This window comes from Acetobacterium malicum subsp. dehalogenans DSM 11527 (assembly GCF_000472665.1).
Lineage (GTDB): Bacteria > Bacillota > Clostridia > Eubacteriales > Eubacteriaceae > Acetobacterium > Acetobacterium malicum.
In genome coordinates, this window is sequence record NZ_AXAC01000025.1 from 16936 (window position 1) to 37509 (window position 20574).

18 protein-coding genes and 2 riboswitches are annotated in these 20574 nt (G+C 42.7%); all 18 genes read right to left on the minus strand.

Annotated elements, in window-relative coordinates; genetic code table 11:
* Nucleotides 1–91: 91 nt before the first annotated feature.
* Entirely contained in the window at nucleotides 92–1057 is a 966-nt protein-coding gene (locus A3KS_RS20865; RefSeq protein ID WP_051355807.1) for a LysR family transcriptional regulator, read from the minus strand.
* Nucleotides 1058–1106: 49 nt separating this feature from the next.
* Nucleotides 1107–2087 (minus strand): M14 family metallopeptidase, encoded by a 981-nt coding sequence (locus A3KS_RS0110525; RefSeq protein ID WP_026394894.1) that lies wholly within the window; start codon nucleotides 2085–2087, stop codon nucleotides 1107–1109.
* 121 nt (nucleotides 2088–2208) lie between these two features.
* A riboswitch (cobalamin riboswitch) is annotated at nucleotides 2209–2403 on the minus strand.
* A complete protein-coding gene (locus A3KS_RS0110535; protein ID WP_026394895.1) occupies nucleotides 2399–3766 on the minus strand; it encodes an nSTAND3 domain-containing NTPase in 1368 nt (455 codons plus the stop codon). (Overlaps the previous riboswitch by 5 nt.)
* A 113-nt stretch (nucleotides 3767–3879) precedes the next feature.
* Nucleotides 3880–4641: a class I SAM-dependent methyltransferase gene (locus A3KS_RS0110540; RefSeq protein ID WP_341349843.1), complete on the minus strand. Its 762-nt coding sequence runs from the start codon at nucleotides 4639–4641 to the stop codon at nucleotides 3880–3882.
* A gap of 207 nt (nucleotides 4642–4848) precedes the next feature.
* Complete coding sequence (locus tag A3KS_RS0110545) at nucleotides 4849–5595, minus strand: class I SAM-dependent methyltransferase (protein ID WP_026394897.1); 747 nt, start codon at nucleotides 5593–5595, stop codon at nucleotides 4849–4851.
* 196 nt (nucleotides 5596–5791) lie between these two features.
* Nucleotides 5792–7153, minus strand: a complete 1362-nt coding sequence (locus A3KS_RS0110550) for an MATE family efflux transporter (RefSeq protein ID WP_026394898.1) — start codon at nucleotides 7151–7153, stop codon at nucleotides 5792–5794.
* Between the two features lie 152 nt (nucleotides 7154–7305).
* Entirely contained in the window at nucleotides 7306–8214 is a 909-nt protein-coding gene (locus A3KS_RS20870) for a DMT family transporter (RefSeq protein ID WP_242834759.1), read from the minus strand.
* Between the two features lie 52 nt (nucleotides 8215–8266).
* A complete protein-coding gene (locus A3KS_RS0110560; protein ID WP_026394899.1) occupies nucleotides 8267–9241 on the minus strand; it encodes an ABC transporter ATP-binding protein in 975 nt (324 codons plus the stop codon).
* Nucleotides 9234–10031 carry an ABC transporter ATP-binding protein gene (locus A3KS_RS0110565; protein WP_035355980.1) on the minus strand — a complete coding sequence of 266 codons (798 nt, stop codon included), beginning with the start codon at nucleotides 10029–10031 and terminating at the stop codon, nucleotides 9234–9236. Before A3KS_RS0110565 ends, A3KS_RS0110560 begins: the two co-directional genes overlap by 8 nt.
* Nucleotides 10024–11556, minus strand: a complete 1533-nt coding sequence (locus A3KS_RS0110570) for an ABC transporter substrate-binding protein (protein ID WP_026394901.1) — start codon at nucleotides 11554–11556, stop codon at nucleotides 10024–10026. The genes A3KS_RS0110565 and A3KS_RS0110570 overlap by 8 nt, the downstream gene beginning before the upstream one ends.
* Before the next feature lie 12 nt (nucleotides 11557–11568).
* Nucleotides 11569–12456, minus strand: coding sequence for a nickel transporter permease (gene nikC, locus A3KS_RS0110575; protein ID WP_051355809.1), 888 nt, complete (start codon nucleotides 12454–12456; stop codon nucleotides 11569–11571).
* Entirely contained in the window at nucleotides 12456–13394 is a 939-nt protein-coding gene (gene nikB / locus A3KS_RS0110580; protein ID WP_035355983.1) for a nickel ABC transporter permease, read from the minus strand. Before nikB ends, nikC begins: the two co-directional genes overlap by 1 nt.
* 17 nt (nucleotides 13395–13411) lie before the next feature.
* The gene (locus A3KS_RS20875) at nucleotides 13412–14158 is read right to left on the minus strand and encodes a class I SAM-dependent methyltransferase (RefSeq protein WP_035356000.1); all 747 of its coding nucleotides are present in this window, start codon (nucleotides 14156–14158) and stop codon (nucleotides 13412–13414) included.
* A 117-nt stretch (nucleotides 14159–14275) separates the two neighbouring features.
* Nucleotides 14276–14451, minus strand: a riboswitch (cobalamin riboswitch).
* Between the two features lie 204 nt (nucleotides 14452–14655).
* The gene (locus A3KS_RS0110590) at nucleotides 14656–14940 is read right to left on the minus strand and encodes a PTS sugar transporter subunit IIB (RefSeq protein ID WP_026394904.1); all 285 of its coding nucleotides are present in this window, start codon (nucleotides 14938–14940) and stop codon (nucleotides 14656–14658) included.
* A gap of 27 nt (nucleotides 14941–14967) precedes the next feature.
* Nucleotides 14968–15618 carry a ribulose-phosphate 3-epimerase gene (gene rpe / locus A3KS_RS0110595; RefSeq protein ID WP_026394905.1) on the minus strand — a complete coding sequence of 217 codons (651 nt, stop codon included), beginning with the start codon at nucleotides 15616–15618 and terminating at the stop codon, nucleotides 14968–14970.
* 34 nt (nucleotides 15619–15652) lie between these two features.
* The gene (locus tag A3KS_RS0110600; protein ID WP_026394906.1) at nucleotides 15653–16105 is read right to left on the minus strand and encodes a PTS sugar transporter subunit IIA; all 453 of its coding nucleotides are present in this window, start codon (nucleotides 16103–16105) and stop codon (nucleotides 15653–15655) included.
* A complete protein-coding gene (gene gyrA / locus A3KS_RS0110605; protein ID WP_026394907.1) occupies nucleotides 16105–18609 on the minus strand; it encodes a DNA gyrase subunit A in 2505 nt (834 codons plus the stop codon). The genes A3KS_RS0110600 and gyrA overlap by 1 nt, the downstream gene beginning before the upstream one ends.
* Nucleotides 18610–18629: 20 nt before the next feature.
* Complete coding sequence (gene gyrB / locus A3KS_RS0110610; RefSeq protein ID WP_026394908.1) at nucleotides 18630–20546, minus strand: DNA topoisomerase (ATP-hydrolyzing) subunit B; 1917 nt, start codon at nucleotides 20544–20546, stop codon at nucleotides 18630–18632.
* Between the last annotated feature and the right edge of the window lie 28 nt (nucleotides 20547–20574).

Here is a 20574-nt window from a genome sequence, read left to right on the forward strand (position 1 = left end):
TACCGGTAAATTTTATCACTTAAAAAATGGCGTTACAACCTCCATGGGGGGTTATTTCGCCATTCCAATTTAGCATACCTTCTTATTCCATTTAGCCTTTAATGGGATCCCCCGATTCCAGATTTACCAAAATAAATTCCAGAAACCGCTTGCCCCATTCACTGTGCTCTTCTTGCCGTCTGCGAATATAGCCAAACATCACCACATTCTCCTTTTCGTATAAGGGAATACCGTTGATTTCCTTCTCGTCCACATCAGCAGTGATATAACCGCTTCCGATATTAGCCAGATCAGTGGTTTGCAGCAACTGCATCATAACACAGTCGCTGTTGGTCACCACCACACTCTCCAGGGCGGGCATGTCTTTACCTTGTGGATTGGTTATTTTCCAGTAATTATTGAGATCAAATTCGTCTTCATAGCACTGAACCAGCTTGAGCTTCTGCAGTTCTGCTTCACTGATCTCACGGGCCTGATAGAGCGGGTGTTTCTGCCCCAGATACAAAACCACCTGGGTTTTTTTAAGCTCCACAAACTCCAGGTGGTTTCTGGTCAAGATATACTGAAAGGCGGTATTCTGACTGTCCATCACATAGACAAAGCCCAGTTCGTCCTGATAACCGGCCACCCGCTTGATAATTTCTGCCACCGAGGCCGTATAAAGCTCAAAATGCAATTGTTTGACGTGAAAGCGATTATAAAAATCGGCAAATATCTTAGCCATCCAGGCACTGGGATTACTGGCGATCTGCAATTGCTCAATCCGATCCGTCTGCGAAAACGAGGCCAGCATTTCGATGTTATCAATGGCTTTGCAGGCATACTCATAGACGTGTTTGCCCCGGGATGACAACAAAATTCCCCGGCTTTTACGATGAAAAAGGCTAAATCCGAGATGTTCTTCCAGCGCCTTGATCGCCTTGCTGACATTGGGTTGGGTCGTATAGAGGATTTCGGCAGCTTTACTGAATGATCCCACATCGGCACAGACCACAAAATATTTCAGTTGCTTAAGTTCAATCATATCACACACCTTTTTGAAGCGATTATCCTTCATTTAAAACCATCCTTCTGCTAAAATCAATTGTCATCACGTTTTACTTTTTTTATTTCTCGTTTGCATCATACCCATCATTTTTTATTTTTCCATAGGCAATCATCGCGCTCTTTTTTAGTATTGTCAGCGAACTGACCTGATAAAGAACGATCCCATCATATTTGGCGATGGACGTTTGCAAAACTTTGCCAAAATAATCTTTGATTACGCCCAGATTCTCGCCTTTTAAAAACGCCCCCCCCGCTTTTTTATTAGGGTACCAGCATCCCGTGACTTCGGCCTCTTCATAAACGGCATCCACCACCTCCAGCTGTTTACATGCGGATGTTCGCATCGGCTCATTCAAAACCTTTAAACAGCGCAAGACATTTTTAACATCTTCCTGGTATTTTTTAATCTCATCTTCAGACCAGCGGGCTTCGCCGCCACGTTCAATCAGAATCCCGGGAATTCCCATCGAACCGGCATAATTATAGGCGCCACTGGTAGCCAGATACGATTTAACCCGATAGGGCACCAATACCGCCGCTGCCATGGCTTTGGCTTCACTGACAACTGCCTCTTTGGCCGCACCGACATAATAAACGTAAGGGGTCAGAGACTCATAACCATCCCCGGCATGAAGGTCAATAAAACGATCAGCTTTTTTAAAAAACATTTCTGTTAAAAAAGCCGCCAGCTTATCGCCGATTGTGCCGTCCGGATCACCCGGAAAAATCCGGTTGAGGTTTTTTCCATCCTCGGCCACCACACTCATCGTCCGGTTTTCAAAGCCACTGATATTGACCGGATGAATGATGATCAGGCAGCCGGCTACTGCTTCTGGGATGATTTCCTGAGCCAGACGAATCGCCGTTTCAATGCCGGTATATTCGGCGTTATGGACTCCGCCGGTAATCAGCACTGTTTTTCCGGCACTTTGGCCATTAATAATGGTCACCGGCAATTTCAGCTCCGTTTGGGGAACCGCCACATAGCCGGAAACTTTTGCTCCCTTTTTTACCACCAGATTACCAATTACTATTTCCAAGTGTCTTCCTCCTTTTGTCAAATAAAAAAGCTCCTTTACCCACCGGGCTTAAGGAGCACAAATGATTGTATAAAAAATCTCACACAATAATATCCATCTTCCCATCTTTCTCGCAGGTCAACAACGAATCTCATTACAAGCAGGTCTTCTGGCTTACGGATCATCATCTTGATTTCGCCTTCCCGGTGTTTATACACCAGTGGCATCATGAAATCAGACTCCTCGCTTACAGCTGCGGGACAGCATGGGTTTTCAACCCATTTTCCTATTCTCCGTTGAATTTCAATTCAACAGCACTCGTAACGCATTATTCAATTAGGGCTAACTATGCCATAGTTTCTGACTCCTGTCAAGGGTATTCCGGTTTTACTTGTGCTGTTGCAAAATAACGGTTCCAGCTCAACAAAGGTAAAATACTGCTTCAGTTTTTCTTCAATCAGGCGTAAACAACGATCCCCGGCATCCATCACCCCAATAAAATAAAGGTTATCGGGTATCAATAAACGCTGCGCCTTATATTTGGGGTCCATCTCATTTTTTAAGGAATTGCGTTTAAAAAGAAGTAACAGATCGGGCATAATCGTATTAATATTTTCACGATTAATCCCATCGATGATCAGATAGTAACTATTTTGTTGATCCTCTATGGCCCGATTGCAAAAATCTATAAACCCCCAGGTTTCGAGCAGAAATTCATGTTCAGGTACTTCTTTTAAGGGCTTACTGATGATCGCCTGCTGTGGCAGTACGCAGTAAATGACCCGGTTTTCATCCTTCTTTTTCAGATACGAAAACACCAGTTTTTTGGCCATAAAGCTTTTACCTACTCCGGGTGATCTCCTTAAGATGATGCTCTTGTCTTTTTTGAGAAGATTCGAAATTTCTTCATATTTTGCTGTTTCCATTAAGGATTCTGCCAGAAATTTTTCCTGTGAATAGCTTTCCGTTCTCACCTTTGCCTTATTTCTTAGGCCCCAAACATCACTCGAAAAGGACTTTCGGTAAAACAAATCTTCACCCTTCGCAAAAGATTTCGAATCGCTGCTGAATTTTTGCAGCGTGAAGCGAACCTCTGCCCGCCAGCCTGGATTTGTTTTCAGGTTTTTTATTTTATTTCGCTTTAATATCATTTCCTGAATATATGACAATTGGGCTTCGCCGTTAAAATCCTTTAAAATTGCGACAATCTCATCACGATACGTTACTTCTTTATGAAAGCGCTTCTGCCAATAGGGTTCATTTAAAAACCGCTGATAATCCTGCGGTTGATCGTAAAAGGTAAAGTCAATCAACGCCTGGGACATCCAATTTTGGGGATTCGGTTTGACTTTCCAGACACTCCGGATAAAGGTGAAAAAATACCACTGCTTCTTTTTAGATAAAGCGATCCAGTTGACATCAATCTTTCTTCGATTAAAATAATTTCCAGTCACAACACCCAGGGCCGTTATCTCCATTACCGAAACCACTTTCCCATTGGTTTCAAAGGGAATCCGACTTTTTCGATTATGGGTTGTTTTTAATGCGATCCGATCTCCCACTTTAATGGTATCAATGAGATCTCCGAGTTGATCTGAACACTGGTTTTCCCAATACCCTCCGGTGATGAACTGCGACAACTGATCGTTTTTATTATCCGAAAAATCACTGACAAACCAGCTTGGTCGATTATCCTTCATTACATTTTACTCCTTCCAAAATTTTTATTCTGCGAAGTTTTAGCGCTAATATAAAAGTGAGACAGTAATTCCTTTCTGGGAATAACTGCCTCACCGGCTTCTTTTAACATTATTTATTTTTCTGCAAAAATCATAAACATTGGCGTCGATGCATAATTTATCTGTTCTTCCTGATCCCAGACTACCGCCCCAATCCCCTGCTCAACCATAACCTTATTAAAGCCAGTATTAATCAGAACCGCGGCATCCCATTGGGGCCGCATGGTTCGGCTCAGGGGCAGATTCATGGCAATCTCCTCCATCGCTGTGGTATCGGTCTTGATATAGTGATCGTTTACCCCTTCTTTTTGGGAATTGATACGATCATTAAAGTATTCCTGTCGTTTTTCTCCGTCATAAAGATGGAGATACCAGTTGGCATCAAAATTCAGAATCCGTCCCCCCGGAGCCAGTACCCGATGCCATTCCTTGTAGGCTTCGTCAGGACGTTCCAGATTCCAGGTCAGATTGCGGGTGACAATCAGATCAAAACTGTTATCTGCAAAACTCAAGTGATGGGCATCCATCTGCATAAACTTGATTTGATTTTGGTAATAACCGGCATTTTGTTTGGCCTTATGAAGCATGGCATCAGTATAGTCAACCGCTGTTACATCATAACCGCAGGATGCCATGGTAATGGCAAAGAAACCCGGGCCGGTACCAATATCCAAAACTTTTAGCTTACGGCCAATCACTGCCGGCTTATGACGATTGATCAGTTCTTTCCAGACATCCATTTTGTAGCTGTTCAGCTCCGCCACATTGACCTCGGAATAACCTTCCGAACGTTTATCCCAATAATTTTCCACTTTTTCAAGGATGTTTTCCATCATTTTTCCCCTTTTTTTCCTGTAATCACTAAAAAAAGCCATGAAGAAATAAGCTGATCTTCTGATCAAATTAAGTCTTCATGACTTTCTTGTATATACGTGTATTTAATTTAGCCGTATTTTCTCATAATCTTCTTTATCTGTCAAGAATTATTCTTAATTTGTGGAAGTACATGAAGCTTATTTGCAAAATCATCCTTCACCCGATCTTTATGATTCTTTAATCGCCGAAATCATAAACATCGGGGAAGTACCATATAGCATTTTTTCTTTTGCATCCCAAACCTTTTCAGTAATATCCCGGATATAATCAACCTCCACAAAACCATTACTTTTAAGAACGTTAATATCCCAATCCGGGCGCTTCACCTTGCTCAGAGGCAACAGTTCAAAGTTAATCATTTGATCGTGGTTATTCGAATCGGAAAAGGTTGATCCAAAAACTTCAAGACAACGCTGCTCCCGTTCCTTCACCTCTGCCATCAATGCATCATCAAAATAATGGTGATGCCAATTGGCATCAAAGATTAACAGTTTTCCGCCGGGTTTTAAAATCCGATGCCATGATTCATAAACAACAGTGGGGTTTTTAAGTGTCCAGGTGACATTCCTGCTTAAAATCAGATCAAAGGAATCATCCTCAAAGTTTAATTCCTGACTATCCATTATTTTTAAAACCGGCCAGACTCCGTGTTTCTTGGCATTCTTTTTGGCAATTTCCAGCATTCCCTGGGAACTGTCAATCCCGGTAACATCATGACCGACCTGACTTAGAATAATTGAGAAAAACCCCGGACCAGTACCGATATCGAGAATTTTTAACTTTTGCTGCTGCGAAACCTCACCAAAAATGATTGATTTCCAGGCGGCCGAGCGGAAACTGTTCAATTCATCATCGATAATCCGACCATAATTATCAGCTGCCTGATCCCAATACTGACTCATCTTATTACTCATTATACACCTTCTTTCTAAACAAAAAAGCCATGACGATCGCCTTAGCAACCTTCATGGCCCATTTAATGTTCTCCGAACAAGTTAAAATTATATAAACTATTATACATGTCTATACCTGTTATGTCAAGTTCCAAACAATTTCTATGTAAGTTTCTATTATCTAATTAACACGATCAAATCATCTGTATTAATTGATTTATTCTAACCCCTCCAGGGCATTAAGTCGTTTGAATTCACCCATCCAGTCGCCTTTGAAATAATAAATCGCCATTCCCAATACCGTGGAAGCCCAGGTAATCGGATAGGTCATAGCAATCCCGGTGATACTCTGATTGGATGCCATAATCATAAACAGCAGTACGGTCCGCAATACGCAGATATTGGTTAAAATAATCACCATCGGGGGCACTGCTTTACCGGCTCCGCGAATGGTGCCACCCAGCACTTCCAGAATCAGGTAGATAAAATAAAACGGTACCGTCACCGAAATGATCTGAACCCCCAGATCCAGTACCCCCGGATCACTGTTGATGGCGCTAAAAGCCTGGCGGCCAAAGGCCAGTACCAGGGCGCTCATAACAGCAGTAACCCCAACACCCATCGCCAGACAAACCCGGGTGCCTTTTTTAACCCGCTCGTATTCATTGGCTCCCAGATTCTGGCTGGTAAAGGTCGAAATCGCCTGCCCAAAAGCCAGAATCGGCAGATAGATTAACAACTCGACTTTAAAATAGGCGGTAAAGGCCGCAATTGAATCGACCCCCAAACTATTAACATGAAATTGTACAAAGACGTTGGACACTGTAATTACTAAGGCTTGTAGACCGCTGGGAATGCCAATTTTTAAAATACTTTTAAAAAACTGAACATCCACCCGAATCTTTTTCCACTCCAGCCGGGATTCCGGCTCCAGACGCATCAGATATAATAATGCCAGCCCGGCGGCCACCGACTGCGAAAACAGGGTCGCCAGCGCAACGCCGACCACACCGTTTTTAAAAAGGAGAATAAAAACCGCATCCATCACTACATTGACCAGACCGCCAATTAGCTGAATATACATCGTGGCCCGGGAATCCCCCAGGGCTCTGATAATCCCGGCCACCATATTATAGGTAACCACCGCAATAATGCTGATAAAGTATACCCGGACATAAGAAACCGCCATACCCATGATCTCATCTGGCGTATTAATCATCTTAAGAAAATAGGGTGCCCCGATCAGACCGATCACCATCATGATCAAACCACAGATAAAAGCCAACCCTACGGTGGTGTGAATCACCTTTTTTAATTCACTTTTCTTGCCACTGCCAAATACGTAAGCGGTCACCGCACTGGAACCGACCGACATCCCCGAAAAAAAACCAACCAGACAGGTGACAAATAACGTACTGGCACCGACTGCAGCGGCAGCTTCCTTGCCCAGAAAATTTCCCACGTAGATCAGATCAACGGTATTGTAAAGTTGCTGAATAAAGCTGGTTCCCAATAGCGGTAGGGCAAAAGATAGCAACTTTTTCCAAATGACGCCTTCTGTTAAACTGTTGTTTTTCATCTTTCACCTCCAGTCGTAATTTTAAACGAAAATAATTAAGCGTTCAACCTTTTTGATGACGGCTGCTTGTGTTCTTCCTGGCTCAGTCGATGGCTAGCGAAGGACTGCTGACTTACTACTGCTGGTTGACAAAAAGATCACCGCTAAGTGACCTATTTGATGGTCTCTTTTTCGATCATCAAATGCTTATTGACGCTCTCTTCTTTTGGGGTGTTTTTAATCCGCCCAATGGCAATACATCCAAAAACAATCATCACTCCGCCGATGATCGTATAAATACTGGGAATCTCTTTCCAAAATGCAAATCCCCAAAAAGCATTGAAAACAATACCGATATAACGGACAAACTCGACGGTTACAGCATTTTCACTGGTAAAAGCACGCGTCAGAAAGACCTGCGCCAATAACGATACCACTCCAATAATAATTAAGCCACACCATTCGATAATATTTGGCATCACAAAATTACTCCACATCAGTGGTATCGATACTATTGTTGCCGTGATCATAAAATAAAAAATTATTTCATAGGCATGATATCGTTGTCCCAGATAACGAATACAAACAGCTGCAATTCCAGAAAACATGGCGGCCAGAATTCCCCAAACGGCAACCATTGAGAAGGTTGAATAGGAAAATGGGTTAATTGTAATCATCGCGCCGACAAAAACCACCGGTAAGATTGGATACATTTTGGGTAAAATTTTTTCTTTGAGAAAAAAATGTGCGAAAACAATCACAAAAACTGGTGACATATTGACCAGGACGATGGCATCGATTAATGGCATATTGGAAATTGCATAAAAATAAGCAATCATATAAAAAGCACCAGCACAGCCTCTTAACAGCAGCATTGGAATTCCTGATTTTGAAAATTCCACCTGCTCTTTTTTCATAAAAAACAAAATTAAAACGGTTCCGATGATGCTTCTGAAAAATACAATTTCATTTGACGGGATTGCAGTACTGACCGCCTTAACCAATACATTCATAACACTAAATGTCAGTGATGATAACAAAGCATAGGTGATTCCATTAATGATATTTTTTTGTTTATCCAAATCAACATCCTTTCCGATAAATAGGGCTGTCTTACTTCTCGTTGAGACAACTTTATTTGATCTCGCATTTTTCCAGTCGATGACAGGCAATTAAATGATTATCTTTACACTTCTTTAATTCCGGCATTTTCAGCAAACACTTTTCGCATGCCATAACACATCTTTTAACAAAAGGACATCCTCCGGAACGGTTCATCGGACTCGGTGGTTCCCCAAATAAAACATTGATTTCTTTTTTGCGGTCACCATGAACTGAAAAGACCGAATTCAATAATTCCTGTGTGTAGGGATGGTGGGCGGTATGCCCCAGTTCATCACTTTTCATCACCTCCACAATATTGCCCAGATACATCACCACCACCCGATCACAAAAACTCTGAACCAGAGCCAGATCATGACTGATGAATAGATTGGTCATTCCCGTTTCTTGATGAATTTTTGTAAGCAGCTCAATAATCTGTTTCTGAATCGAAACATCGAGGGCACTGGTCACTTCATCACAAACGATCAAACTGGGATTTAGCGCCATCGCTCTGGCAATAACAACGCGCTGAAGTTCTCCTCCGCTTAACTGATGGGGAAATTTATCAAGATAGGACTGATCCAATTCCACCGCTTCCAGCATACGTTTTGATTCTTCCCGGGCTGTGTTTTTATTCATTTTTTTATAATTAATAAAAGGTTCATTGAGAAAAGCCCCTATTTTCATCCGCGGACTAAAGACATTAAAAGGATCTTGAAAAATAATCTGAAGCTCCTGTCTTAATTCTCTAAGCTGACCGCGCTGTAATTTAGAAATATCTTTCCCCTTAAAATAAATTTTTCCGTCGCTGACCTTTTCAATACAGGTAACAAGCTTTCCCAGGGTGCTTTTCCCACAGCCACTTTCACCAACAATTGCCAACCGTTCGCCTTGGTACAAGTTGAGGCTGACTTCATTGACAGCAATCAGATTTTGATTTTTTTCTAACCGGTACTGCTTTGATACGGATTCCAGTTTTAATATTGTCTTCACTTGTTTATCCAACACAACCCACCTTTAATTCCGGTACTGCTGACAGTAATTGTCTGGTATAGGGATCCTGAGGATGATCTATAATCTGATCACAGGCTCCCCATTCCACCAGCTGTCCGGCTTTCATCACCACTACATAATCTGCCAGATAGGCTGCCACCCCCATATTATGGGTTACCAGCAGGATGGTTGTACCATAATCATTTCGCAACTCGGCCATCTGTCTGACCACCTGTGCCTGGATGGTGACATCCAGGGCACTGGTTGGTTCATCCGCCAACAGCAGCTGGGGATTCATTGTCATTCCCATGGCTATGGCCACCCGCTGACACATGCCACCCGACAGCATGAACGGGTAAGCATTCATTACCCGTTCGGCATCACAGAGACAAAGCTGTTTAAGCATTTCGATGGCTTTTTCTCTGGCTGCTATTTTGGAAATTTTCAGATGGCTGCGAATTGTTTCAACAAACTGATAACCAATCTTTTTTTTGCTGTCGAGATAACTGCCTCCATCCTGGAAAATCATCGAAATTTTGTTGCCGCGGATCTCATGCATTTCTTGATTACTGTAGGTTACCAGGTTTTTTTCCTGAAACCAGATTTCTCCTGATTCAATGGTTCCACCTGATGTCATCAATCCGATAATTGACCGGATAAGAGTTGATTTTCCACTGCCGCTTTCCCCAACAATGGCGACAATCGACTGTTGTGGAACATTAAAACTGACATCCTCCACAGCAGTTTTCTGGTTATGATAACGGATCGTCAGATTCTTTATTTCCAGAAGTTTCTCATTCAATGGTAATATCCTTGTTCATCAAATAATAATCAGCGGGATGTGCTTTAAAATTCTTTACCTTGGTTGAACCAACAATATTAGAAGGCGTGTAACTGACAAACAGGTTAACCGCGTCATCGAGTAAAATCTGTGAAGCTTCCTGGGCCAATTTCTGACGGTCTTCAATGACGAAAGTACTATTAAGTTTGCTGACCAGGTTATCCATTTTTTCACTGCTGTAATAGCTGTAATTACTGGAACCAGCAGTTTTATAAGTCAGTGATAAATAAGCCTGGGGATCTCCGGTGGGTGCGGCATTACTGCCATTATAATACATATCAAAGGTTCCAGCTTTACGGATATCCGATAAGTTTTCTGATTGAATCAACTCGACTTCAATCCCGATATTTTTCAGATCGGCCTGAATAGCCTGCGACAGGGTTTCACCTGTTCCACCACTGGTATCCAGGTAAAATTGCAGATGAATCTTTTCACCGTTAATTTCCCGAATGCCATCCCCATTGGTATCCACATAACCGGCATCCTGTAGAATCTTATTGGCTTTAGCCTGATCAAAAGCATAGCTTTTTAATTTATCACTACCAAACGGTAGCGCCGTTGAGAATAATCCTGTGGCCGGAACGGCATGAATCAGCTCAGCATATTTATCTTTGTCGATCCCATAAGAAATGGCCTGACGAACTTCCAATTTGGACAAGGCTGGTCGCTGCAAATTCATGCAAATGGTTGAGCCCCGGAGGCCGGTAACTTCCGAAATCTGATATTCTTTTTCATCTTCAAACAAGGCTAAGCTGGTCGCTGGAATGGTTTGCGCAAGATCAATCTCACCAGATTGGAGAGCCAGTACCCGACTATCAGGATCCTTGATATACTGGTAGCTGACCGTTTCCAGTCCCGGTTTTCCATCCCAGTAATCAGCATTGACAACACATTCCGCACTGAGTTCGGAAACATATTCGGTTACCGCATATGGGCCGGTTCCCACCGGGGTATTAGCAATGGTTGCTTGATCGACTGAGACATCGATAACTGAAAAGATCGGCTCCACCAGATTATTAAGAATGGCTCCGCATGGTTCACTGGTAACAATTGTCAGCTCCTGTCCCTCAGCGATCATTTTATCCAGTTTAAAGTAGGTGGTCGCCCGTTTATTTTTATCGAAGGTGCGCTGGAAACAATTTTTAACCGCTTCTGCTGTAAGCGGATTTCCATTTTGAAATTTAACCCCTTCGCGAATATGAAACTTCCAGGTCAGATCATCAACCTGTTCCCATTTATCTGCCAGGCAGGCCTCGACTTCAATATTTTCATTTAGTTTTGTTAAAGTTTCCGCAATCCCTGTCCGGGTTAATGACCAGCCATTATACTCGTTAGCCGGATCCAGATCTGTACCAAGCCAGTATATTCCCATATTTAAATGCTTTTCAGAACCGGAATCACTACTCCCTGAAGCACTTGAACAACCACTAAACAGCATCCCCACCAGGGAAACAATCAAACACAACGACAACATTCTTTTTTTCATCAGTTACTCCTCTTAATCATTATCTTTTGGATCTAATATATCTCTCAGGCTGTCGCCCAGTAGATTAAACACAATTACCACAAGCAGTAAAGCCATCCCCGGATAAATCATCATCCACGGGGCGGTTTGCATATATTGCCGGCTTTCATTGATCATGTATCCCCATTCCGGGGTCGGTGGCTGGGAGGCCAATCCCAAAAACGAAAGTCCGGCCAGAGACATCATCATCATGCCAATGTCCAGTGTTGCCATAATCACCAGTGGTGTAATTAAATTCGGTAAAACATATTTGAACATAATCTGAACTTCTGTTGCTCCACCAAAGCGAGCCTGTTCGATATAATTCTTCTCTCGAATCGAGGAAGCCAGACTCCTGGTCATCCGTGCGTATTTGGTCCACTGAATGAGAGACAGGGCAATAATCGTATTAACCAGCCCCGGCCCTAATATTCCGGCTACAGCGATTGCAAAAACCATACTGGGGAAGGCCAGAAAAATATCTGTAATCCGCATAATCACCGTATCAAACCGGCCCCCGATATAGCCTGAGGTTGTTCCCAGCACAATACCAATGCCGGCCACAATCGTTACCATCAGAAATGAAAGCGAAAATGAGTTGCTGGCACCACAAAGAATTCGCGAAAAAACATCGCGCCCCAAAACATCGGTTCCACAGAGGTATTCACGACTGGGCGGCTTTAAGGTCATATCATAGTTTGTCAGTAATGGATCCATTGGTGCCAGAATATTCCCCAGCGCAGCAATGATGACCAGTAAAACCGCCAGTGACAATAAAATCCCAAAGCGTAACCGCTTTCCGGTGACCGTTTTTATTTGAAGCGGCGAAGTAAGACGTTTTTCCGCCCGGCTGGCCTTGTACTTTTCAATTATCTGTTCCATTATATCCTTCCCTTCATTCTAATTTGCGGATCGAGTAAATGGTAACAGATATCAACGATCAGATTAACTGTTACAAAAATGATCGCCATCCAAACGACATATCCCTGTATTAAGGGATAATCCCGAACTGCGATGGCTTCCACCACCATGCTGCCGATACCATGCCAGGAAAAAATTGTTTCCACTATTGCTGCTCCACCAAGCAAGTGTCCCACTGACAGACCAATCAGGGTCACCAGGGTCAGCATCGCATTGGGAATTACATGAAAAATAAGAATCTGTTTTTCACTGATCCCTCTGGCCCGGGCACCGACCACATATTCCTGGGTTAGTTCCCCTAATACAGCGCCCCGGATATGACGAACATAGGTTGACACCATCGGGATGGTCAGGGTTATGACCGGCAGGATCAACCCCTTTAAATTATCGGTGCTGACTACCTTAAACCAGCCCAGTTTTACTGACATCACATAAATCAGAATCAGAGCCAGCCAAAAATTAGGCATTGAAATACCCATAAATGAAAAGAAACGAATCAGATAATCGACAAATTTATTCTTTTTCACGGCCGCTGTAATTCCCAATGGAAAGGCAATCAGGAACATCACCACCATCGATGTCCCAGCCAGCTTTAAGGTTCCCGGCAATTTTTTACTCATCTGATCAAAAACCGAATCGCCAAACTTATAGGAACTTCCAAAATCACCTTGAAGCACATTTCCTAACCAGCTCAAGTAACGCATCAAAAAAGGTTGATTCAGCCCCATTTCGTCCCGGGTTGCTTCCAATAATTCTTCAGTTGGTGTTGTTCCCATCGACAGATACTTCATTTCCGCTGCGTCACTGGGTGCCAGCGTGGTTACAAAAAAAGTTAAAAAAGAGACGCCCAGTAAGACAATCACTAATTGCCCCAGTCTTTTTAAAATATATGTCTTCACTATCCACCTCTTCGATATTATTTTTCAGCAAAGATCATAAATCCCTTAATGACTTCCCTTTCCACATCACTCCGCCGAATCGTCTCTTTATTCGTAATTTTAATCGCAAAATCTGTGACCCCTAATTCAATCAAGGCATTGCTATCCCACTGGGGTCTGATTTCTTTTGACAATGGTAAGTCTCTGGCGATATTATCGATGATGGTCATATCCACTCCGTCAATGACGCCATGCTGGTTTATGGCTTTTTTATTATTATAGGATTGTTGATAAAATTGATCACAATAGTGATAATAATGATTACCATCATGATTTAACATTTTTCCCTGGGGTCTTAATACCCGCAGCCATTCCGAATAAGCCTTCATCGGGTACTCCAGATTCCAGGTTAAATTTCTACTGACCACAAAATCAAAACTTTCATCCTCAAAGGCCAGATTCTGGGCATCCATCTGTAAAAAGTCGATTGAAACACCAAAACGCTCGGCATTTTTTTGGGCTTCAACTAACATGTTGTCAGTATAATCAACGGCAGTCACCTGATAACCGGACTGGGCCAGCATGATCGAAAAAAAACCCGGACCACAGCCAATATCCAACACCCGCTGATAATCAGGTAGTGGTGCAAAGCTAACAATATTTTTTATCCACGTTTCTTTTTCACGGCTTTCTAGTTCCTCGACATTCCCCCTTGAAAAGCTGGGGGCCCTCATATTCCAATACGATCTGATTTGTTCAAGTTTTTCTGGTTGGTAAATCACCATAACAATTCCTCCTGCTAAATTTCTCATTTTTTTATAAAAAAAAAGAGTTTCTTTATTTAAAAAGAAACCCTTCCCATTTACAGGTATCATTTTGCATGACTGTTTTTTCCCCGGCATTCATGCGTGTTAATTAAGGCAGGTCTCCTGACTCATAGTTCATCCGCCTTCTTCCCTTCCCAAGCTCTGGCTCAGTGGTTAAAAGAATTTGTCCCTACATACAGTGGTGGGTCCGTGCTTTTTAAGCTTCCCTATTCTCCAATTTTCGAATTGGCACCTTGATTTAGTTTAATTTATTTAATTTTTTTGAAGTTTAGCATACCCTAATAGTAAAGTCAACTTTAATTTATTAAAAAACAAACAATAGAAAACGCCATGAAAGCTAATCACACTTAACCTTCATGGCGTTTTCTATTGATTTCACATCAATATTTGTTATCCTCTTCGTTTTTAGATCCAACCAGATTTATTATACGTTAAATTATTATCAATTGTCAATTTTATTTTTTCAATATCTCAATCAACTGATCAATGGTACTTTGGAGATTAATTCCCGTTAAAAAAGCACGGCCATTAATCACCGGGATATCAATATCCCCTTCCAGCTGACAGGTACACACAATCGCATCCGGATGTAATTCTTGATATTTTTTAAATGCATCAACCGCTTTGGCTTGAACTGTCCGACACTCAATGCCATTTTCCTGAGCAATCTGTTCAATCTTTTTGGCAACCACTGTTGATGTTGCCAGGGCTGTTCCACACGCAACTAAAACAAGTTTCATCGTTTTTCCCTCTTTCAATTTTAGAATTTATCTCTGGATGATTTTTCTAAATTGTCCTATGTTCTCTTTCATATCACCTTTAAACAAACAGGATCCGGAAACAACCACATTGGCCCCGGCTGCTACCACCTCTGTTAAGGTATTAAAATTAATCCCCCCATCAACCTGAAGGTCAATGTTCCGGTTGCCAATCATTTGGCGACAGGCTCTTATTTTGGCGGTACTGGCCGGGATATAGCTTTGTCCGCCAAAACCGGGATAAACACACATAATCAGGATCATCCTGAGTTGATCAAGATAAGGTTCGATCACCGTCAGGGATGTGTCCGGTGAAACCACCAGCCCGGGTCTGACCCCTTTCTTGACAATGGCATCCAGACACGCCTGGATATCCCCGTCCGATTCCACATGAACGGTGATAATATCTGCTCCAGCATCAGCAAACTGGTCAATATACTTAAGCGGTTCCGTAATCATCAAATGGACATCAAAAGGAATATCCACCACCTTTCGCAGCTGTGCGACCTGATCGGGGCCGATAGTGATATTGGGGACAAAATGACCATCCATAATGTCGACATGGAGATAATCGGCGCCATTTTTTTCTACTTCTTTGAGATCCCGTTCCAGATTGGCAAAATCTGCACTGAGCATGGAAGGTGCTATTTTAATATTCATTCGCTTCACTTTCTTTTATTTCCTGTGTTTTTTTTTACAAAAATGTCTTAATGAGATTATAAATGGTATAGGGGTCTTTTGCTGCTTTTATTTTTTTTAGCATTTTTTCATTTTGAATAATGGTAATAATGGTCTGTAATATCCTTAGTTGTTTTTCAGGATCATTGATGGCCAGCAAAAAAACAATCTGGACCGGAATACTCTCTTTGGGGTTTCCCATGCCGGCAAAAACAATGGTATTTTTTAAGGTAACAATAGAGATACTTTCTTTTAATACATATTTCGCTTCAGTATGGGGCAAAGCTACCCCTATTTTGGTGGGTAAACCAGTGGGAAAGGTTCGTTCCCTTTCCACCGCCGCTTCAACAAAATCTTCAGTGATACACCCTTGCTTAAGCAGCGGTCTGGCTGCTAAAGCAATGGCATCAAACTGATCATTGACCGTACAGTTGACTTGAATGCGATCAATATGGATTAACGAGTCCATTATTCTTTTTCAGTGGTGTCAACGAGTGTTATTTGATTTTCGCCTTCATCGTCGTCGAGATCATCCACTGGATCCTCCTTATAAACTTTAGAAATGGTGGCAATGGATTCTTCCGGTTTTAATTTCATCAGACGGACACCCTGGGTATTGCGACCAACCGCGGTAATGTCATTGCCTTCCAGCTTGATCACAACCCCCTGATTATTGATCATCATGATTTCGCCATCTCGGCTGATCACACAGAAGCCCACCAGTTCACCGGTTTTCTTGGTGACCTTATAGGTTTGAACACCCTTACCACCCCGTTTTTGCGGACGGTATAAATCAGATGCACTGAGTTTTCCATAGCCGTTTTCACTGACACAAAGGACAAACAGCTCTTCTTTGACAATATCCATCCCGACGACCACGTCATCTTCGCGCAGATCAATTCCCCGAACGCCAATGGATGTTCGGCTGATCGGTCTTACTTCTTCTGAATTGAAGCGAATCGCATAACCGCACTGGGTTCCCATAACGATTTCTTCATCTTGTTCAACTAACCGCACATTGATCAGCTCATCCCCTTCTCGCAAGTTAATGGCGATAATACCATTTTTACGGGAGGTGTCATACTCGGTTAAATCGGTTTTCTTGATAATCCCCTGCTTGGTCGCCATAATCAGATACTTGTCAGCGGTGAATTCTTTGACCGGAATCATGGTGGCAATCTGCTCGCCTTCTTCCAATGGCAGGAGGTTGACAATGGCCGTTCCTCTGGCCGTTCTTCCACCTTCGGGAATCTCAAAGGCTTTTAAGCGATAGACCTTACCAAGATTGGTAAAGAACATCAGATAGTGATGGGTTGTGGTCGTAAAGAGGTGTTCGACAAAGTCATTCTCTCTCGTACTGAGGGCCGTGATACCCTTGCCGCCCCGTTTTTGTGAGCGGTAATTATCAGCCGTAATCCGCTTGACATAGCCAATATGGGTCATCGTAATAACCACTTCTTCTTCTTCTATGAGATCTTCAATTTCAAAGTCTTCAACATCGATATCAAAGTTGGTGCGACGTTTATCACCATATTTTTCTTTGATCTCAATTAATTCTTCTTTGATAATATTGAGAACCAGCTGACCGTCCGATAGAATAGCTTTTAGTTTAGCAATGGTAAGCATCAGTTCTTTATATTCTTCTTCGATCTTTTCCCGTTCCAGACCAGTTAAACGCTGGAGACGCATATCCAGAATCGCCTGGGCCTGGACTTCGGAAAGGCTGAAGCGTTCAATTAATTGCTCCTTGGCTACTTTGCCATCGGCAGCCGCCCGGATTAACTTAATCACCTCATCAATATGATCGAGGGCAATTTTTAACCCTTCCAGAATATGAGCGCGAGCTTCGGCTTTTTTTAGATCAAAAATAGTCCGTCTGGTGATGATTTCTTTTTGATGTTCAATATAGTGAAAGAGGATCTCTTTTAAATTAAGCACTTTCGGTTCATTATTGACCAATGCCAGCATAATCACCCCAAAGGTTTCCTGGAGCTGAGTATGCTTATAGAGCTGATTTAAAATAATCGTTTCGTTAGCATCCCGTTTTAAATCAATGATAATTGACATCCCTTTTTTCAGGTCGGATTCATCTCTTAAGTCGGAGATTCCTTCGATTTTTTTCTCTTTAACCAGCTCGGCGATTTTCTCAACCAGCTTGGATTTATTAACCATATAGGGGATCTCAGTAATAACAATCTGTTTTTTGCCTTTTTTGGTTGTGACAATATCAACCTTACCGCGAACCTTAATCCGGCCCCGACCGGTGCGATAAGCACTTTTAATACCGGATTTACCGAGAATAATCCCGGCGGTGGGGAAATCTGGTCCCTTGACATGCTTCATCAGATCATCAATGGTAATTTCCGGGTCTTCAATAAAGGCCACGGTGCCATCGATGATTTCGCCCAGATTGTGGGGTGGAATATTGGTGGCCATCCCAACCGCAATTCCGGAGGAACCATTAACTAAAAGGTTGGGATATTTTGATGGTAAAACCGATGGTTCGGTTTCTGATTCATCAAAGTTAGGAATAAAATCGACGGTTTCTTTATTAATATCTCGTAGCAGTTCGGCGGCTATTTTACCCATTTTTGCTTCGGTATAACGCATCGCCGCGGCACTGTCACCATCGACTGAACCAAAGTTACCCTGACCATTAACAATCAGATAACGAATCGACCACTCCTGGGCCATCCGCACCATCGCATCGTAAACTGACGAATCACCATGAGGGTGATACTTACCGAGAACATCCCCGACAATACGGGCCGACTTACGAAATGTTTTATCGGGAGTTAAGCCCAGTTGGCTCATGGCGTAAATGATCCGGCGATGAACCGGTTTTAAGCCATCCCGAACATCCGGTAAGGCCCGACCTATGATGACACTCATAGCGTAGTCAATATAGGAAGTTTTCATTTCTTCTTCAATATTGATCGATTTTATCCGATCAAATTCAATTATTTCTTGCATTTAACGTTACTCCTTCTTGACTAGATGTCCAAATTCTTAACTTTTTTAGCATTCCGTTCGATAAACTCTTTACGGGGTTGAACCTTATCACCCATCAAAATCGTGAAGATTTCATCGGCATAAGAGGCTTCCTCAATATTGACCTGAAGCAAGGTTCGCACGCTGGGATCCATGGTCGTTTCCCAGAGTTGATGAGCATCCATTTCCCCAAGACCTTTATATCGTTGCAGGCTGATCCGGGAACGATCTTCCACGCCTTCCAGCTTCTTTTCCAGATCCCGGTCCGTATAGGCATAATCAACCTGTTTTCCCCGGGTGATTTTATACAGTGGCGGCTGCGCGATATAAACATATCCAGCTTCGATCAGACCTGGCATATAGCGGTAAAAGAAGGTTAATAACAGAGTCCGGATGTGGGCTCCATCGACATCGGCATCGGTCATGATAATGATTTTATGATAACGGGCTTTTTCGACATTGAATTCATCCCCGACCCCGGTTCCAAAGGCAATAATCATCGATTTTAGGGAATCGGTAGTGAGAATCCGATCTAATCGGGCTTTTTCAACATTCAGGATCTTACCACGCAGGGGTAAGATCGCCTGCGTTTTGGAGTCTCTACCGGATTTGGCTGAGCCACCCGCCGAGTCCCCTTCGACGATATATATTTCTGAAAGAGCCGGATCTTTTTCCCGGCAATCCGCCAGTTTACCCGGTAACGCAGTAGAATCTAGGGCACTTTTTCGACGTGTAAACTCCCTTGCTTTTTTTGCTGCTTCCCGGGCTCGGGCAGCTGATAAGGTCTTCTCAATAATACTTTTGGCAATTCCCGGATTTTCTTCCATCAAGGCTGACAACTGATCGCCAACAATGGTTTCAACAATCCCCTTAACTTCAGTATTTCCCAGTTTTGATTTAGTCTGACCTTCAAACTGCGGATCCAGCAGCTTGATGCTGACGATCGCGGTTAAACCTTCCCGGGCATCTTCCCCGGTGAGATTTTTATCATTTCCCTTTAAAAAGCCATTTTTCCGGGCATAGGTATTGACAGTCCGGGTCAGCGCGCTCTTAAACCCATTAAGATGGGTTCCCCCTTCGGGGGTGTTAATATTATTGGCATAGGAAAAAATATTTTCCGAATAACCAGTGGTATATTGAAAGGCGATTTCCAACGCATAATCGTCCTGTTCTTTTTCAAAATAGGTAATCTTATCATAAAGCGGATCTTTATTGCGATTCATGTATTCCACATAGGAATGGATCCCGCCGGTATAATAGTAGGTTTCTTTCCGTTTAGGTGATTCTTTTTCATTAATCAGATTAATCGAAACGCCCTTATTCAGGAAAGCCAATTCTCTTAAACGATGTTCCAGGATGTCAAAGTCATAGTCGGTTTCCTCAAAAATATCCTTATCCGGTTTAAAATAAACGGTGGTTCCGGTGCGGTTAGTGGTTCCGGTCACGGTCAGATCACAGGTTGGTTTCCCTTTTTCATAGGATTGAAAAAAGACCTGGCCTTTTTGCTTGACTTCAATGGTCAGTTTTTCCGATAAGGCATTAACGACCGATACCCCAACTCCGTGAAGTCCACCAGATACCTTATATCCGCCGCCGCCGAATTTACCGCCGGCATGAAGAACGGTTAAGGCCAGTTCAACCCCGGTTTTTCCCTGAGCATGGTTCATCCCGGTGGGAATTCCCCGACCATCATCGACAACCGTAATGGAGTCGTCCTGATGAATGGTGACACTGATATTTTTACAATAGCCGGCCAGGGCTTCGTCAATACTATTATCCACCACCTCATAAACTAAATGATGTAAGCCCCGGGAGCCGGTGTTTCCGATATACATTCCCGGTCTTTTTTGAACAGCCTCTAATCCTTCGAGGACCTGTATCTGATCAGCTGTATAATTATCTGATTTGTTTTCTGGCATGTTTTCCTCCTGATTTTCATGGTTTATT

What these genes read in the sequence shown, in the direction of transcription:
- A3KS_RS0110550 (WP_026394898.1), bottom strand. Translation starts at nt 7,153, where the DNA reads ATGAAAAACAACAGTTTAACAGAAGGCGTCATTTGGAAAAAGTTGCTA.
- A3KS_RS0110590 (WP_026394904.1), bottom strand. Translation starts at nt 14,940, where the DNA reads ATGAAACTTGTTTTAGTTGCGTGTGGAACAGCCCTGGCAACATCAACA.
- rpe (WP_026394905.1), bottom strand. Translation starts at nt 15,618, where the DNA reads ATGAATATTAAAATAGCACCTTCCATGCTCAGTGCAGATTTTGCCAAT.
- gyrB (WP_026394908.1), bottom strand. Translation starts at nt 20,546, where the DNA reads ATGCCAGAAAACAAATCAGATAATTATACAGCTGATCAGATACAGGTC.
- A3KS_RS0110540 (WP_341349843.1), bottom strand. Translation starts at nt 4,641, where the DNA reads ATGATGGAAAACATCCTTGAAAAAGTGGAAAATTATTGGGATAAACGT.
- A3KS_RS0110535 (WP_026394895.1), bottom strand. Translation starts at nt 3,766, where the DNA reads ATGAAGGATAATCGACCAAGCTGGTTTGTCAGTGATTTTTCGGATAAT.
- A3KS_RS20865 (WP_051355807.1), bottom strand. Translation starts at nt 1,057, where the DNA reads ATGAAGGATAATCGCTTCAAAAAGGTGTGTGATATGATTGAACTTAAG.
- nikC (WP_051355809.1), bottom strand. Translation starts at nt 12,456, where the DNA reads ATGGAACAGATAATTGAAAAGTACAAGGCCAGCCGGGCGGAAAAACGT.
- A3KS_RS0110600 (WP_026394906.1), bottom strand. Translation starts at nt 16,105, where the DNA reads ATGGACTCGTTAATCCATATTGATCGCATTCAAGTCAACTGTACGGTC.
- A3KS_RS0110545 (WP_026394897.1), bottom strand. Translation starts at nt 5,595, where the DNA reads ATGAGTAATAAGATGAGTCAGTATTGGGATCAGGCAGCTGATAATTAT.
- A3KS_RS0110570 (WP_026394901.1), bottom strand. Translation starts at nt 11,556, where the DNA reads ATGAAAAAAAGAATGTTGTCGTTGTGTTTGATTGTTTCCCTGGTGGGG.
- A3KS_RS20875 (WP_035356000.1), bottom strand. Translation starts at nt 14,158, where the DNA reads ATGGTGATTTACCAACCAGAAAAACTTGAACAAATCAGATCGTATTGG.
- gyrA (WP_026394907.1), bottom strand. Translation starts at nt 18,609, where the DNA reads ATGCAAGAAATAATTGAATTTGATCGGATAAAATCGATCAATATTGAA.